This is a genomic window from Micromonospora sp. WMMD961, from assembly GCF_029626145.1.
Classification (GTDB): Bacteria; Actinomycetota; Actinomycetes; order Mycobacteriales; family Micromonosporaceae; genus Micromonospora.
Map to the genome: position 1 here is coordinate 6,858,924 of NZ_JARUBJ010000002.1, position 14,582 is coordinate 6,873,505.

At 72.1% G+C, this 14,582-nt stretch carries 15 protein-coding genes and 1 tRNA gene; 7 read left to right on the forward strand and 9 right to left on the reverse strand.

Translation table 11 applies throughout. From position 1 onward, the window contains the following. Window positions 1-15 precede the first annotated feature (15 nt). The 4 genes from O7614_RS31440 (at window position 16) to O7614_RS31455 (ending at window position 4,004) form a co-directional block, all read left to right on the forward strand. Entirely contained in the window at window positions 16-498 is a 483-nt protein-coding gene (locus tag O7614_RS31440; protein WP_278141977.1) for an MSMEG_6728 family protein, read from the forward strand. A 27-nt stretch (window positions 499-525) separates the two neighbouring features. Then, window positions 526-2,079: an FAD-dependent oxidoreductase gene (locus O7614_RS31445; RefSeq protein ID WP_278141978.1), complete on the forward strand. Its 1,554-nt coding sequence runs from the start codon at window positions 526-528 to the stop codon at window positions 2,077-2,079. A gap of 66 nt (window positions 2,080-2,145) precedes the next feature. Then, a complete protein-coding gene (locus O7614_RS31450) occupies window positions 2,146-3,348 on the forward strand; it encodes a hypothetical protein (protein ID WP_278141979.1) in 1,203 nt (400 codons plus the stop codon). Between the two features lie 212 nt (window positions 3,349-3,560). Continuing rightward, window positions 3,561-4,004 carry an HNH endonuclease gene (locus O7614_RS31455; RefSeq protein ID WP_278141980.1) on the forward strand — a complete coding sequence of 148 codons (444 nt, stop codon included), beginning with the start codon at window positions 3,561-3,563 and terminating at the stop codon, window positions 4,002-4,004. Window positions 4,005-4,073: 69 nt separating this feature from the next. Here the strand turns inward: O7614_RS31455 and O7614_RS31460 are convergent, their stop codons facing one another. From O7614_RS31460 to O7614_RS31470, 3 genes are all read right to left on the reverse strand, one after another. After that, window positions 4,074-5,792 carry a serine/threonine-protein kinase gene (locus O7614_RS31460; RefSeq protein WP_347404388.1) on the reverse strand — a complete coding sequence of 573 codons (1,719 nt, stop codon included), beginning with the start codon at window positions 5,790-5,792 and terminating at the stop codon, window positions 4,074-4,076. A 79-nt stretch (window positions 5,793-5,871) separates the two neighbouring features. Next, window positions 5,872-6,099, reverse strand: coding sequence for a hypothetical protein (locus O7614_RS31465; protein ID WP_278141981.1), 228 nt, complete (start codon window positions 6,097-6,099; stop codon window positions 5,872-5,874). A 22-nt stretch (window positions 6,100-6,121) separates the two neighbouring features. Next, on the reverse strand, window positions 6,122-6,904 hold the full coding sequence (locus tag O7614_RS31470) for an enoyl-CoA hydratase/isomerase family protein (RefSeq protein ID WP_278141982.1): 783 nt from the start codon (window positions 6,902-6,904) through the stop codon (window positions 6,122-6,124). A 273-nt stretch (window positions 6,905-7,177) separates the two neighbouring features. Between O7614_RS31470 and O7614_RS31475 the strand changes: the two genes are divergently transcribed. Further along, the gene (locus O7614_RS31475) at window positions 7,178-7,741 is read left to right on the forward strand and encodes a hypothetical protein (RefSeq protein WP_278141983.1); all 564 of its coding nucleotides are present in this window, start codon (window positions 7,178-7,180) and stop codon (window positions 7,739-7,741) included. Here the strand turns inward: O7614_RS31475 and O7614_RS31480 are convergent. From O7614_RS31480 to O7614_RS31495, 4 genes are all read right to left on the reverse strand, one after another. Then, window positions 7,729-8,373 carry a histidine phosphatase family protein gene (locus O7614_RS31480; protein ID WP_278141984.1) on the reverse strand — a complete coding sequence of 215 codons (645 nt, stop codon included), beginning with the start codon at window positions 8,371-8,373 and terminating at the stop codon, window positions 7,729-7,731. The two genes, O7614_RS31475 and O7614_RS31480, sit on opposite strands and share 13 nt — an antisense overlap. A gap of 220 nt (window positions 8,374-8,593) precedes the next feature. Further along, the gene (locus tag O7614_RS31485; protein WP_278141985.1) at window positions 8,594-9,013 is read right to left on the reverse strand and encodes a VOC family protein; all 420 of its coding nucleotides are present in this window, start codon (window positions 9,011-9,013) and stop codon (window positions 8,594-8,596) included. 35 nt (window positions 9,014-9,048) lie between these two features. Then, window positions 9,049-9,450 carry an AraC family transcriptional regulator gene (locus tag O7614_RS31490; protein ID WP_278141986.1) on the reverse strand — a complete coding sequence of 134 codons (402 nt, stop codon included), beginning with the start codon at window positions 9,448-9,450 and terminating at the stop codon, window positions 9,049-9,051. A gap of 60 nt (window positions 9,451-9,510) precedes the next feature. Next, window positions 9,511-9,587 (reverse strand) — tRNA-Thr (locus tag O7614_RS31495). Window positions 9,588-9,937: 350 nt separating this feature from the next. On the opposite strand from O7614_RS31495, the gene ugpC reads away from it, so the two are divergent. Next, window positions 9,938-11,029, forward strand: a complete 1,092-nt coding sequence (ugpC, locus tag O7614_RS31500) for a sn-glycerol-3-phosphate ABC transporter ATP-binding protein UgpC (protein WP_278141987.1) — start codon at window positions 9,938-9,940, stop codon at window positions 11,027-11,029. Window positions 11,030-11,085: 56 nt separating this feature from the next. Here the strand turns inward: ugpC and rlmB are convergent, their stop codons facing one another. Together rlmB and cysS are read right to left on the reverse strand one after the other, a co-directional pair. Then, a complete protein-coding gene (gene rlmB, locus O7614_RS31505; RefSeq protein ID WP_278141988.1) occupies window positions 11,086-12,216 on the reverse strand; it encodes a 23S rRNA (guanosine(2251)-2'-O)-methyltransferase RlmB in 1,131 nt (376 codons plus the stop codon). Beyond that, entirely contained in the window at window positions 12,216-13,631 is a 1,416-nt protein-coding gene (gene cysS, locus O7614_RS31510; protein WP_278141989.1) for a cysteine--tRNA ligase, read from the reverse strand. Before cysS ends, rlmB begins: the two co-directional genes overlap by 1 nt. 153 nt (window positions 13,632-13,784) lie before the next feature. On the opposite strand from cysS, the gene O7614_RS31515 reads away from it, so the two are divergent. Further along, window positions 13,785-14,405: a helix-turn-helix domain-containing protein gene (locus tag O7614_RS31515; protein WP_278142445.1), complete on the forward strand. Its 621-nt coding sequence runs from the start codon at window positions 13,785-13,787 to the stop codon at window positions 14,403-14,405. Window positions 14,406-14,582: the final 177 nt, after the last annotated feature.

Genomic DNA, 14,582 nt, shown 5'->3' on the forward strand with positions numbered 1-14,582 from the left:
GGGTAGAGCAGCGACATGCAGACGTTCCTCCCGTACCCGGACTTCCTGGCCAGCGCCCGCGCGTTGGACCAGAAGCGGCTGGGCAAGCAGCGGGTGGAGGCCATCCAGGTGCTACGCGGACTCACCCGACCCGATTACGGCTGGCGCAACCACCCGGCCGTGAAGATGTGGGCCGGGTACGAGGAGGCGCTCACCCGCTACGGGCTGGACATGTGCGCGGTGTGGACCGAACCGGGGCGGGCGGACACCTGCGCCACCACGATGACCGTCGACCTCGCCGCCGCCTGCGGGGCCGGGGTCGTACGGACCCAGGAGGAGCTGGACCGGGCCGGCGAGCTGCCGCCGTGGCTGGGCCGCGACGACCTGCACCTGAGCCACCGCTCGTCGTTGCTGCGCAAGGACCCGTCGCACTACCGCCCGCTGTTCGGCGACGACGTCCCGGAGGACCTGGAGTACGTCTGGCCGGCCTCCGACCGCGAGCGCCGCTGCCTCCCGTAGGGGAGACTGAGCCGACGGAGGTGCGCCATGGCGTTGTCGCAAGTGGTGGGTCGGCTCATCGGCGTACGGCAGCACGTGGTGGACCCGGGCGGCGGTGGCGCGCACCGCGTGCCGCGACCGACCACGGCGGTGGTGGTCGGCGGCGGCATCGCCGGCATGTCGGCGGCGGTGGTGCTGGCCGAGCGGGGTGTGGCGGTCACGGTGTTGGAGGCCGCACCGACGCTCGGCGGTCGACTGGGAGCCTGGCCCGAGGCGCTCTCCGACGGCAGCCAGCAGAACGAGCACGGCTTTCACGCGTTCTTCCGGCAGTACTACAACTGGCGGTCGGTTCTCCGCCGGGTCGACCCTGACCTTGCCTTCCTCAAGCCCATTCCGGGCTACCCGATCCTCAGCGAGCAGTGGCCGACCGAGGAGTTCGGCAAGCTGCCGCCGGCACCTCCGGCGAACCTGCTCGCGTTGCTGCTACGTAGCCCCAGCCTGCGCCTGGCCGACCTGCGACTGATGGATCGCGACGCCGCGTTGCCGCTGCTCACCTACGATCCGGTACGCACCTACGCCGAGTTGGACGGCACCACCGCCGACGAGCTGCTGGCGTCGCTGCGGCTGCCGGACCGGGCGCGGGCGATGCTGTTCGAGGTCTTCTCGCACTCGTTCTTCAACCACGAGGCCGAGATGTCGGCCGCCGAGATGGTCGCGCAGTTCCACTTCTACCTGCTCGGCAACCCGGAGGGGCTGGCGTTCGACTGCCCCGACGAGGACTACGCCACGGCGATCTGGGAGCCGCTGACCCGGCACGTCGAGAAGCACGGCGGCCGGGTGCTCACCAGCTCCGCCGCGACCGGGGTGCACCGCGACGCCGACGGCTGGCGGGTGGCGACCACCGACGGCGGCAGCCACCCGGCCGGGCACGTCGTGCTGGCTGTCGACCCGCCGGCGCTCGCCGCACTGGTCGCGGCCTCTCCCGATCTCGTCGAGCAGGCACCGGAGCTGGCGGCGCGAATGCCCGCGTTCGGCCGGCCCGGCCCGCCGTACGCGGTGGCGCGGTACTGGTGCGACGGGGACGTGGCCGCCGAGCGGGCGGTGTTCAGCGGGGTGTCCCGGCAGCCCACTCTGGACTCGGTGACGCTCTACCACCGGTTGGAGAACGAGCCTCGGCGCTGGGCGCGGCAGACCGGCGGGTCGGTCATCGAGTTGCACGCGTACGCCTGCGAGCCCGACGTACCGGCCGACGAGCTGGCCGAACGGATGCGCCGCGAGCTGGTCGCGCTCTGGCCGGAGGCCGGCGACCTGCGGGTCCGCGAGCTGCGGGCACGGGTCGAGGCGCAGGCGCCGGCGTTCACGCCGGGCAGCCACGCCTGGCGTCCCGGGGTACGCACCGACGCGCCCGGCGTCTACCTGGCCGGCGACGGCATCGCCACGGACTTCCCGAGCGCGTTGATGGAACGCTCCGCGGCGACCGGGATCATCGCCGCGAACCACATCCTGCGGGCAGAGGGCGCCTCGGCCGAGCCGGTGCGCTCGATCCGACCGCGAGGGCTGCTGGCCGGGCGCGGCAAGCCGAATCGACGAAACCCGACATAAGCCGCATAAGCTGCCGTACGCTCGAATGATCAACCGTCGATCGGCCGGGCGGGAGGGCAGCGGCAGATGTCACCACTGCACCGCGCCGGCGGGAACAGCGGCCCACCGATCGACGACATCGGCCGCGACGACGCGTACCCGCTGATCCGCGACGAACGCTCCTGCATCGTCACCGCCCTTCGACTGGGCTGGTGGATGGCCGACGCCTACCACCACGGGCAGCACGCGGAACTGGGCGCTCCCGCCGAGGCGCGTCCGGCCGTACCGCCGGCCAAGCTCTCCAACCTCACCGAGATGTCCGCCCACCGACGGATGCGGATGTATCTCGACGGCGTGGACGTCGCACTGGCCCAGATCGCCGAACTCACCAGGCACAACGGGCCGGTGCCCGACACCGCCGCCGCCCGTGCCCTCCTGCCCGGCCTGGACCGGCCCGACACCGCCGACCCGGTGCCACTGCTGCTCGCCCTCGACGACCTCAACGTGGACGTGCTCCGCTGGGCGATGGCCACCAACCACCGGGTCGGCCTGGCCTACCGGCTGGGCCGGTCGGTGGCCGACACCGTCCGGGCCGGCGACGCCGCCCAGTTGCTGAGGCAGTTCGGCGGTCGCCAGATCCAGATCAGCCGGTGGTTGGACGAGCTGGCCACCGTCCTGCCGCCGTACTCGGCAGCGGTGGTGCGTCGGTCCCTGGCCGCCTGGTCGAGCGCCGTCGACCGGGCGGGCCACGGCGACCCGGCCGCGCCGACGCCCGCCGAGCTGAGCCGGGCGCTACGCGGCCAGGGCGACCTCTGGCGCGACGTGCTCACCGGCGGCCTGCACCCACGCGACCTACTCGACGAGGAGGACTACGCGGTGATCGCCAGGAACCTGATGATCCGGGACCGGCGACTGGTGGCGCAGGCGGCACGGGGCATCTTCTGGCCGGTGCTGGCACCCGTGCTGTTGGTGCTCTTCGTGGTGGTCGGGGTGAGTGCCGCCGCAGCAGCCGGCTCACCGACCACCAGGGCCACCGTCGCCTTGGTGGGCCTCGGCGCCGGACTGGCCGCGATCTGGCGGTCGGTGTCCGGGCCGGCGCTGGCGGTCGCGGGTGAGGTCAACCGCCCTCTGCTGGACAGCGAACTCACCGCGCGGATGGCCCTACGGATGAACCGACCACTGACCACCGCGCAGGCCCCGCCGCGAGTGGCGTCCCGCCGCCAGCGGCGTCCCGAGGACGCGGGCCGATCGAAATACGTTGCCGGTGTCTCCCCCGCGGACCTACCGTGATCGCGCAAGGTCAACCACCACCGCGGGAGCAGCTCATGGCGATGTCGCACGTCACCACCGTGCCGTTGTTGCTGCCCAGCGACGGTTGCCGAGCGGAAGGTCCCCGGGCGGGCCGGCCCGACTGACGCGTACCCGTACGCGCCGAGCCGCCCGTCCGACAGCCGGACCGGGCGGCTCTTCGCTGTCCGGTCGTCGTATGGAAAGGAGTCCCGGTGGACGCCGTCCTCGTCGTCAACGCCGACCTCGGCCCGCTGCACCGGGTCACCGTCCAACACGCCGTCCGGATGCTCTGCCGTCGGGTGGCCGAGATCCACGAGGCCGAGCCGGACCGGGTGATCGGGGTCTTCCCGATGCCCCGGGTGGTGCGGCTGGTCCGCTACGTGGTCACCAGGTGGAGGTTCAACTCCGGGCCGGCGTGGTCCCGCTCCGGTGTGCTGCGCCGCGACGACAGGTGCTGCGCGTACTGCGGCGGCGCGGCCTCCACCATCGACCACGTCCTGCCCCGCTCGCGCGGCGGCCGGAACACCTGGCGGAACACCACTGCCGCCTGCTACGCCTGCAACCAGCGCAAGGGCGACCGGACGCCGGCGGAGGCGGGCATGCCACTGCGCCGGGAACCGGTGAACCCGGGCTGGGGGGCGCTGGCCGGGCGGTGACGGGCCGGCCGGCGGGAACGGGGGGCCGTGTCCGGGTACGTCCCGGGCGCGGCACCCGCCGGCCCCCGATCAGGCGGCGCGTTCCTTGACCTTCGATCTGGGGTTGCCGTTGGGGCAGTTCAGCCGGATCTCGCTACGGTGCTCCGCGGAGGCCAGCTCGACCTGGACCTGCTTCGCCGGGCCCGGGTCGTACGCCTCGGCCCGGAAGCCGGGGGCGGGAGTCACCGCGAGCACCTCGACCGATTTCCCGACGCACCGAACGGTGACTGTCCCGCCGCGCGCGCCGACGGACGTGCCCCCACCAGGGGTGGGCGTCGGCGCGGCTCCGGTCGGGGTTGGGGTCGGGGTCGCTGTCGGGGTGGCGACGGTCGGGCTCGGGCCGGTCGACGGGCTCGACCGGGGTGCAGGTGCGGTGCCGTCAGCCGGCGGGACGACGGCCGGTCCGCTGTCGACCTCGACTAACGGCTCCTCACTGCTCGGCATCCCCACCGTGGTGGTGCCCGGACCGGTACCCGTCGACGGGCCTTGCGGCCCGGGTCGGCGGTTGTTCGAGTCGCCGAGCGATCCGGCCATCGCCACTGCGGCGAGCACCGCGCCGCTGACCGCCAGCATCGCCCGCCGACGACGCCACGCTCCGCCCGGCGAGGTCGGCTCGGGGGCCGCTGGTGCGGTCGGGTCGACCGGCTCTGCGGGCGACGCGCCATGTGCTCGCCCGGTGCCGTCAGCCGCCGCGGTGGCGGTCGACGCGGTGGCGGTCGACGCGGTGTCGGTCGCCGCGGTGTCGGTCGCCGCGGTGTCGGTCGCCGCGGTGTCGGTCGCCGCGGTGTCGGTCGCCGCGGTGTCGGTCGCCGCGGTGTCGGTCGCCGCGGTGTCGGCGGCCGTCCCGGCCGCGTCGGCGGCTGGGTTCGTGGCCGCCCCGCCCGTGTCAGCCGCCGCGGTGGCCGCCATCCCGCTCGCGTCTTCGCCCGGTGCGGCGGAGAGGGAGGCGGCGGCGAGCAGGATGCGGGCGGCCTCGACGGCCGGCGGCCGGTCCGCGGGATCGCGAGCCAGGCACCAGCGATAGAGGCGGTGGACCTCGGGCGGCACGCCATCGATCGCGGGCAGCGGGTCCGGTTCGACGTGTGTGGGAGCGCGGAGCATCCCGGTCTGCGCTTCACCCGGCCACGGCAGCCGGCCGGTGAGCACCCGGTGCAGCAGCAGACCGAGGGCGTACACGTCGCAGGCCGGCAGCACCTCCCCGGCCTCCAGCCGCTCCGGGGCCAGGTAGGCCGGGGTGCCCAGCAACCGCCCCTCGAAGTCGATTTCCGAGTCGCCGGTGGCTGCGGCGATGCCGAAGTCGAGCACCTTGGCACCGGTGGGCGTGAGCATCACGTTGCCCGGCTTGATGTCGCGGTGCACCAACCCTCGCGCGTGCGCGTCGGCGAGCGCGGAGGCCACCTCGGCGCAGACCCGCAAGCCTGCGCGAGGCGGCAACGGCCCGACCAGCAACCGTTGTTCGAGAGTGTGACCGCCGAGCAGCTCCATCACCACGAACGGGACCTGGACGCCGTCGACCGACGACTCGCCGTAGTCGTAGACGCTGGTGACGTGCGGATGCGACAGCCGGGCCGCTGCCCGGGCCTCGCCCTGGATCCGCTGCCGCGCGCCCGCGTCCGAGGCCACCAGCACCTTCACCGCGACATCCCGTTCGAGCACTTCGTCGTACGCCCGGTGCACTGCCGACATGCCACCACTGCCGAGGCGTTCCATGAGCCGGTAGCGGCCCGCAAGCAACTGATCACGCTGCACGACGGACAGCCTGCCGTACCGACCCGGGGCCGGGCCACCCCGGGATCGAGATCCTGCGATGATTGCTAGCGCGCTGCGGCTAGCGTCCGCCGAGATCGGGGTGGGCCCGCAGGAACGCCTCGCCCTGGTTGGCACCTCTAAGGAGCACCACGATCAGGACGACCCAGATCACCATCAGCACCCCACCGATCACCGTGTGGAACGGCGCGAACCCGAGCAGCACCTGACCGAGGCTCACCGCCGCCAACCCGACGATCAGCACCGCGAGCCAACGCTGGCGGACAGCCTGACGCGCAGTTTCCACCACGACCGCGACAGCTCAAACGCGGTCAGTCGGCGGTCGGTGGTTGCCAGGCGAAGCGGGGAGTACGGCGCTCGGCTATCGCCGCAACACCCTCCCTGGCCTCGCCGGTGGTCACCACCTTCCGGTGCCACCAGGCCACCCGCGCCGGTCCGGCCCGATCGTCGATGATCTCCTTCGCGGCGGCGACGCTCACCGGCGACCGCTGGGCGATCGTCGCCGTCAGCTCGTCCACCCGTCCGGCGAGCCGGTCGGAAGGCACCACCTCGTCGACCAGGCCGATCCGCAGGGCGCGTTCGGCGCCGATCAGCTCGGCGGTGAACAGCAGGTGCTTGGCGGCGGACGGGCCCACCAGCCGGGCAAGCCGGCGCGTGGTCGGCGCGGGATAGACCAGACCGAGCCGGGCCGGCGGTACGCCGAAACGGGCATCGTCCGCGGCGATCCGCAGGTCACAGGCGACAGCGAGCTGGGCGCCACCGCCGACGCAGGCACCCCGGATGGCCGCCACGGTCGGCTTGGCGAAACGGGCCAGCCGTTCCTCGGCATCCACCGCGATGCTGGCGTCACCGGCGTCCAGCAGCTCGGCCAGGTCGCCGAGGTCGGCACCCGCACAGAAGGCGTCGCCGGAGCCGGTGAGCACCAACGCCCGTACGTCGGGGTCGGGCTCCAGCCGGTCGAGCAGTTCGGGAAGCTGACGCCACATGGCGGCCGTCATCGCGTTACGCCGAGCCGGGTTGTGGATCACCACCGTCGCGACCGGTCCGGTCACCTCGACTGTCAACTCCGCGTCCGACACGCCCGATCCCCTCATCCGCGCCACAGTGCGCAACGACGTCGACCGACCCGCGACGCACCCGACCCGCGACGCCGCCCGCCGGGCCCGGCGACCATAACCGCGCCGACCCGTGACCGATCGGCCAGGCCCGCCGCAGGCGTTGTACTGGGCGATCTTGGACAGTTTCCGTTAGCGCGTCACGGAAACTGTCCAAGATTGCCATGACCGAGCGAGGCACGGGATCGATGATGCCGTCTGGCGGATGCCGTTGACGGGGAACCGACGCTGCGGGCCGCGCGTCCGACGAGGATGAGAGCCACGTCGACGACCGGCGTCACCGTCGCGCTACTGGTCGCCCTGCTGGCCGGGTGCACCAGCACCGACCGGGCCGGCACCGCCGGAGATCCTCCTCCGGAGACCCCCGCCCCGACGGCCACCGGCATCCCGACGCCCGGCGTCAAGCCCACAGTCGCCCCGACTGTCGATGCCGCCCCCACCAGCCTCGCATCGGACAGCGCGGCACCCCGGGTGACGCTACGAATCTCTGGCGGCTTCGCCGGGCGTGGTGACTCCATCACCGTCGAGCCGGACGGCAGGTGGACCATGGTGGACCGGGCCGGCAGTCGACGCAGCGGCAAACTCACTCCTGCCGACCTGGGTAGCCTGACCAGCCTGGCCGCCGACCCCCGACTGGCTGCCGAGTCGGGGCCACCACCCACCTCGACCAGCTGCTCAGACGTGTTCCACTACCGGCTCGTCGTGGGCCGCAACGAGAGCGGGTACGCCGACTGCCCGGCCGACGCGAGCCCGCCGCCGGCCACCCGGGCGGTGGTCAAGCTGCTGCTGCGGGCCACCGGCACCTACACCAGGTAGTCCGGGGGCAGGCCGGTGGCTCGCAACTCCGGCGGAAGATGGGCCACGTCGTTGACGGCGAGCAGGTTCGGCGGGCCGGCAGGGCTGTACCGGATCACGGTCAGCCCCGCGTTGTGCGAGTTCGAGCCCAGCCATCGTCGCTCCGGCGCGTCGAGGGCGTGCCGTACCAGCCAGCCGATCAGGAAGGTGTGCGTCACGACCAACTCGCGGACCGGCTCGTCACCGTCTGTCGTTCCGGTGGCCGGGCCGGCGAACCGCCGCACCGCCTCCGCCGTCACTCGCGGCCCGTCGACCCGCTGAGCCGCCGTGAACTGGGCCAGAAACGTCGCGTACGCGGGCGGCAGGCCGGACGGGTCCGTGTCGTGTGGGAGGTGGTCACCGGCCAACTCCGTCTCGTACACCGGAACCTCGGGCAGCGACGTGGCGATCAGCTCGGCGGTCTGCGCGGCCCGGCGCAGCGGCCCGTGGTGGACGGCGGTGAACCGCCGGCCCCGCAGGCGTTCACCGAGCAGGATGGCCTGCCGCCGACCCCTCTCCGACAGGCCGGAGTCGGGCTCCTCGGTCGCGGCACTGCTCAGACCGGTCAGGTCCTGTTCGGCGTGCCGGGCGAGGTACAGCAGTCGGGTCGGCATGCCGAACACCCCAGCACACCGGGAGGTGCGGTGGCGACCCCGCACCTCCCGGCTGTGCGGGCTCTCAGCTCAGTCGGCCCGCCCGGAGGCCGCCCGCGCGAAGGTGACGGACAGCCACAACCAACCGGCCGACACCGCCAGGCCGAACGCCACGGTCCCGACCGACATCGGCCCGTGGTACCAGGGGAAATGGTGCGGCCTGGCTCATCGTCGATCCCCCCTACGCCCGCGGGAACATCTGGCCGATGCGGATCTTGTTGCCGAACGGGTCCCGGATGCCGAAGTCGATCCCGTACGGGCGCTCGGTCGGTTCGTCGGTGATGTCGACGCCCTTCGCCACGAGGTCCTCGTGCGTCTTGTGGGCGTCGTCGGTGGTCATGAAGAGGTACCCGCCGAGGGCACCCTTGCTGAGCAGTTCCCGGACCTGCTCGGCGGTGGCCGGGTCCAGCGCGGGCGGGCCCGGCTTCTCCAGCAGGATCTCCCGCTCCGGGTCGCCGGGCAGGTTGACCGTCAACCAGCGCATGAAGCCGAGGTCCTGGTCGGTGTTGACCTCCATGCCGAGTTTGTTCACGTAGAAATCGAGCGCCTCGTCCTGGTCGAGGACGTAGATCTGGGAGCGGCTGATCGCGTTCATCGTCATGCCCATGACGCTAGAGGTAGACCGTGACCTGCGGCTTATCCAAAACTGCTGGGTCGGGTCCAGGCTTTGGTGAAGCACGACGGCACGTTGGCGGGCGCGCCGCGTTGACGCCGGAAATCCGAGGGCGACTCCCCGACGATCTGGCGGAACGTCCGACTGAACGTGCCCAGGCTGCCGAAGCCGACCGCGTAGCAGATGTCCGTCACGTCCCGGTCGGTCTCCACCAGCAACGCCATCGCCCGCTCCACCCGGCGACGTTGCAGGTAGCGGTGCGGGGTCTCACCGAAGGTGGCCCGGAAGGTACGGATGAAGTGCGCCTCGGAGACGTGCGCGATCCGGGCCAACGCGGGGATGTCCAGAGGCTCGGCGTACGCCCGGTCCATCGCGTCCCGGGCACGCAGCATCGCCCGGTTCGACTCCTCCACCGCGCGGCTCATCGGCCTCCGTCTCGCCCGGTCGACCGTTACGCCCACCGATACGGGATCGGAGGGTTGAATTGGAGCCCCCGGCCGGGATCGAACCGGCGACATCTCGCTTACAAGGCGAGTGCTCTGGCCAGCTGAGCTACAGGGGCGCGTGCGTCGAGGTCAGCATAGCGAGTGACATCCGGATATCCCGCTCGCGAGGCCTCCCGAGCACGGGAAACGTCAGCAACCCGACGCCGGTAGGGCTTCGCGACGCTCAGCGGTGCGTCGATTGATGTCCGACCGTGCCGGAGTGACCGGAATGCGTAGGCGGGGTGCCGCGTTCGATCCTCCCTCACCTTGGCAGCAAGGGGAAACACGTTTACGGTTCATGACACGGACGACGACCCGGCGCCCTCGCGACGGAGCCGGCGTCCGTTGACCGGCGCGGACACGTGCCGGTCGCTCCTTCACTCGGATCGTCCGGCACGTTCCTGCCGGTGAAAGGAAGCGCTTCACCATGGCTACGGTCACCTATTCCAAGGCGTCCCGGGTCTACCCGGGCCAAGAGCGTCCCGCCGTCAACGAGCTGGACCTCGAGATCGGCGACGGCGAGTTCCTCGTCCTGGTCGGCCCCTCCGGTTGCGGCAAGTCCACCAGCCTGCGGATGCTCGCCGGCCTGGAGGACGTGGACGCCGGCTCGATCTACATCGACCAGCGTGACGTCACCCACCTTCCCCCGAAGGCCCGCGACATCGCGATGGTCTTCCAGAACTACGCGCTCTACCCGCACATGACGGTGTACGAGAACATGGCGTTCGCGCTCAAGCTGCGCAAGACCTCCAAGTCGGAGATCGACCGGCGGGTCAAGGAGGCGGCCGCGCTGCTCCAGTTGGAGGAGTACCTCAGCCGTAAGCCGAAGGCGCTCTCCGGCGGTCAGCGTCAGCGTGTCGCGATGGGCCGGGCGATCGTCCGCGAGCCGCAGGTCTTCCTCATGGACGAGCCGCTGTCGAACCTCGACGCCAAGCTGCGGGTGCAGACCCGTACCCAGATCGCGTCCCTGCAGGCCAAGCTGGGTGTCACCACGGTCTACGTCACGCACGACCAGGTCGAGGCCATGACCATGGGTCACCGGGTCGCGGTGCTGCTCGACGGTGTCCTGCAGCAGGTGGACACCCCGCGGGCGCTCTACGACACCCCGGCCAACGTGTTCGTCGCCGGCTTCATGGGCTCGCCCGCCATGAACATCAAGACCGTCCCGCTGAACGAGAAGGGCGCCGAGTTCGCCGAGATGTACATCCCGCTGACCCGGGAGCAGGTCGAGGCGGCCCGTGCCGAGGGTGGCGACGGCAAGGTCACCGTGGGCTTCCGCCCGGAGGACTGCGAGCTGGTCAGCCCGACCGAGGGCGGCATGCCGGTCGTGGTCGAGCTGGTCGAGGACCTCGGCTCGGACGCCAACATCTACGGCCACGCCGCGCTCGGTGGCAACTCGGAGCGCTTCGTGGTCCGCACCGACCGTCGCAACATGCCGAACATGGGTGACACCGTGTTCGTCAAGCCGACCGCCGGTCGCAGCCACGTCTTCCACGCCTCCACCGGCACCCGGATCTGACGTAACGCACTACCGACAGGGGCGGTCCGCTCAGGCGGGCCGCCCCTCGTCGTGTTCTACAGCTCGACGGAACGCCGGCGGGCGACCTCGGCCAGGGCGACCGCCGCCGCCACGCTGGCGTTGAGCGACTCGACCTCGGAGATCATCGGAATGCTCACGGTCAGGTCGCAGGTCTCCCCGACCAGGCGGGAAAGACCGCGCCCCTCGGAACCGACCACCACCACCAGCGGCCCGACCGCGGCCTCCAGGTCGTACAGGTCGGTGTCGCCGTCGGCGTCCAGGCCGACGACCATGAAGCCGGCGTCGCGGCACGCCTTCAACGACCGGGTCAGGTTGGTCACCTGCGCCACTGGCACCCGCGCGGCCGCGCCGGCACTGGTCCGCCACGCGGTCGCGGTGATCCCGGCAGCCCTCCGCTCGGGTACGAAGACACCCTGCGCGCCGAACGCGGCAGCCGAGCGGATCACCGCGCCCAGGTTGCGGGGGTCGGTGACGCCGTCCAGCGCGACCAGCAGCGGGGCCTGCTGCTCCAGGGAGGCGGCGACCATGTCCTCGAAGGGCTGGTACGCGAAAGGCGGCACCTGGAGCCCGACGCCCTGGTGCAGCACCCCACCGGTCATCCGGTCCAGTTCGGCCCGGCTGATCTCCAGGTTGGCGATGCCCCGGTCGGCGGCGGTCCGGATGATCTCGTTGATCCGGTCGTCCATGTCGATGCCCTGGGCGGTGTAGAGCGCCGTCGCCGGCACCTGGGCGCGCAGCGCCTCCAGCACCGGGTTACGCCCGACCAGCAGCTCCGGGGTGTCCTTGGAGGGGTTGGACTTGCGCCCCGGCGTGACCCGGGGGCCGGACCGTGCGGTGGGCTTGCCGCCCCGACCGCCGGTCGCACCCCGGCCGGCCGGCACACCCCGACCGCCGCCCCGGCCCCAGGTGGTGTCCTTGGTGCCCGGCTGACCGATCTTCGGGGCCCGCCCCTCCTCGGCCGCCGCGCGGCGCTCCTTGTCCTGCTTCCAGGCGGTGCGCTGCGGCAGCTTCTCGGTGCCCGAGTAGCCCTTGTGCCACGGCCGCTCGTCGGCGGGAAGGGTACGGCCCCGCCCGGCCAACGAGTCCTTGTTCTTGCCGCCGGAGCCCTTGGGGGCGCTTGCCTTCGACGTCAGTCGCCGGCCACGGCGCTGCGAGTTGCCGGCCATCAGTCCTGCTCTCCAATAGTCCAACGGGGGCCCTGGGGGGTGTCCTCGACCACCACGCCGGCCAACTTGAGCTGGTCACGTACCGCGTCCGCGGCGGTCCAGTCCTTGCGGCCCCGGGCCTGCGCGCGCTGCTCCAGGGCCAGCGCGATCAGGGAGTCCACCACGGCACGAAGATCATCCGATCGGCCGCCACCGGTCCAGGCCGGGTCGAGGGGGTCGATCCCGAGGATATCCAGCATTGCCCGCACCACGGCCAGGGTGGTGCGGACGGTCACATCGTCGCCGGCACTCAGCGCGGTGTTGCCGTCGCGCAGGTGCTGTTGCAGCACGGCCAGCGCGGCGGACGTGTTGAGGTCGTCGTTCATCGCCGCGACGAACCCGTCCGGCAGGTCACCGGGCTGCCCGGCGCCGACCCGCTCGGCCGCCCGCTGCACGAAACCCTCGATCCGGCGGTACGCGGTGGCCGCGTCCCGCAGCGAATCCTCCGAGTAGTCGATCACCGAGCGGTAGTGCGCCGCGGCGTAGTAGTAACGCAGCTCCACCGGCCGAACCCCGAGCGAATCCACGTACGCCAGGTCCAACGCGTTGCCCGCGGACTTGCCCATCTTGGCCCCACCGATGCTGAGCAGCCCGTGGTGCACCCAGTAGCGGGCGAACGGCAGCCCGGCGGCCTGGGACTGGGCGATCTCGTTCTCGTGGTGCGGGAACGTCAGGTCCAGCCCACCGCCGTGGATGTCGAACTCCGGACCGAGATACCGCCAGCACATCGCCGAGCACTCGATGTGCCAGCCCGGACGGCCCAACCCCCACGGCGACGGCCAGTACGCGTCCGCCGGCTCGTCCGGTTTGGCACCCTTCCACAGCGCGAAGTCACGCGGATCCCGCTTGCCCCGGTCCGGTGCGTCCCCGGCCGACTGCATCGCGTCCGGCGACTGACCCGACAGCGACCCGTACGCCGGCCAGGACGCCACGTCGAAGTAGACGTCGCCGGAGCCGTCGGTGGCCGGGTACGCGTGCCCGTCGGCGATCAGCTTCGTGATCAGCTCGTGCATCTCCGGGATGTGCCCGGTGGCCCGCGGCTCGTAGGTGGGCGGCAACACGTTCAACGACCGGTACGACTCGGCGAGCAGCAGCTCGTTCGCGTACGCGATCGACCAGAACGGGCGACCCTGCTCGCCGGCCTTGACCAGGATCTTGTCGTCGATGTCGGTCAGATTGCGAATGAAGGTGACCTCGTAGCCGGCGGCCAACAGCCAGCGACGCAGCACGTCATAGTTGACGCCGGAGCGAAGGTGGCCGATGTGCGGCGGGGCCTGCAGAGTGAGACCACACAGGTAGACCCCCACCTTGCCGGCTTCCCGCGGGACGAAGTCCCGCACCGATCGGGTGGCGGTGTCATACAGGCGTAGCGTCACCGTACAAGGGTAGCTGTCCGTGCCTGTCCGGGTCCGCCGGTGCCGGGTCGTACGCTGCCAGGCGTGGATGCGACCGCACGCTCGGATGAGACGCCGGCCAGCCCCGGCGCGGTTGCCGGTCCGCCCGAGGGCGACGCGGGGCGGGTCGGGGAGATGGCGCAGACCCTCGACCGGGGGCTGCGGATGCTGCACCTCGTCGCCGACGCGCAGGGCGGTCTGACCGTCACCGAGGTCGCGACCCGGCTGGGGATCGGCCGTGCCGCCGTCTACCGGCTGGTGGGCCCGCTGACCGGGCACGGGATGCTGCGCCGCGACGCCGACGGGCGGCTCCGCCTCGGTGCCGGGGTACTGCACCTGGCCCGACGTGCCCAGCCGCTGCTCGGCGAGAGTGCCCTGCCGGCGCTGCGCCGGCTCGCCGAGCAGGCCGGTGCCACCGCGCACCTGACCGTGGTCGAGGGTGGAGAGGGCGTCGCGCTGGCCGTGGTCGAGCCGAGCTGGACGTCGTTCCACGTCGCCTACCGGACCGGGGCGCGGCACCCGCTGGATCGGGGAGCGGCCGGGCGGGCCATCCTGGCCGGCCGGGCCGGGTTGGCGGAACCGGTGAGCAGCAGCGGGGAGCTGCAGTCCGGGGCGTACGGGGTGGCCGCCCCGGTGCTCGGCGTACCCGGGTTGGAGGCGAGCGTCGGCGTGGTCGCGCTCGCCCCGCTGGACGTCGACCTGATCGGCCCGCAGGTGCTGGCCGCCGCCGAGACCGTCGCCGCCGCCCTCCGCTGACCGTCTCACCCGCCTCGCTGGCCGGCTGGGCCTGATCGACTCGGGATCGTGGAAATCGGGGTGTTCCGACAGCCCGATTTCCAGGATCGCGAGTGGATCGCCGCGGACGCCATACCATGATCGGCAGGTCGAGCCGCGCCTGTCCACAGCGGTCGACGGTCGGCTCGAGGCGGGTTG

Excerpts from the sequence above, each read along its gene's own strand:
- O7614_RS31440 (WP_278141977.1), top strand. The coding sequence starts at position 16 with ATGCAGACGTTCCTCCCGTACCCGGACTTCCTGGCCAGCGCCCGCGCG.
- O7614_RS31445 (WP_278141978.1), top strand. The coding sequence starts at position 526 with ATGGCGTTGTCGCAAGTGGTGGGTCGGCTCATCGGCGTACGGCAGCAC.
- O7614_RS31450 (WP_278141979.1), top strand. The coding sequence starts at position 2,146 with ATGTCACCACTGCACCGCGCCGGCGGGAACAGCGGCCCACCGATCGAC.
- O7614_RS31470 (WP_278141982.1), bottom strand. The coding sequence starts at position 6,904 with ATGAGGGGATCGGGCGTGTCGGACGCGGAGTTGACAGTCGAGGTGACC.
- O7614_RS31475 (WP_278141983.1), top strand. The coding sequence starts at position 7,178 with ATGAGAGCCACGTCGACGACCGGCGTCACCGTCGCGCTACTGGTCGCC.
- O7614_RS31480 (WP_278141984.1), bottom strand. The coding sequence starts at position 8,373 with ATGCCGACCCGACTGCTGTACCTCGCCCGGCACGCCGAACAGGACCTG.
- O7614_RS31485 (WP_278141985.1), bottom strand. The coding sequence starts at position 9,013 with ATGACGATGAACGCGATCAGCCGCTCCCAGATCTACGTCCTCGACCAG.
- O7614_RS31490 (WP_278141986.1), bottom strand. The coding sequence starts at position 9,450 with ATGAGCCGCGCGGTGGAGGAGTCGAACCGGGCGATGCTGCGTGCCCGG.
- ugpC (WP_278141987.1), top strand. The coding sequence starts at position 9,938 with ATGGCTACGGTCACCTATTCCAAGGCGTCCCGGGTCTACCCGGGCCAA.
- rlmB (WP_278141988.1), bottom strand. The coding sequence starts at position 12,216 with ATGGCCGGCAACTCGCAGCGCCGTGGCCGGCGACTGACGTCGAAGGCA.
- O7614_RS31515 (WP_278142445.1), top strand. The coding sequence starts at position 13,785 with ATGGCGCAGACCCTCGACCGGGGGCTGCGGATGCTGCACCTCGTCGCC.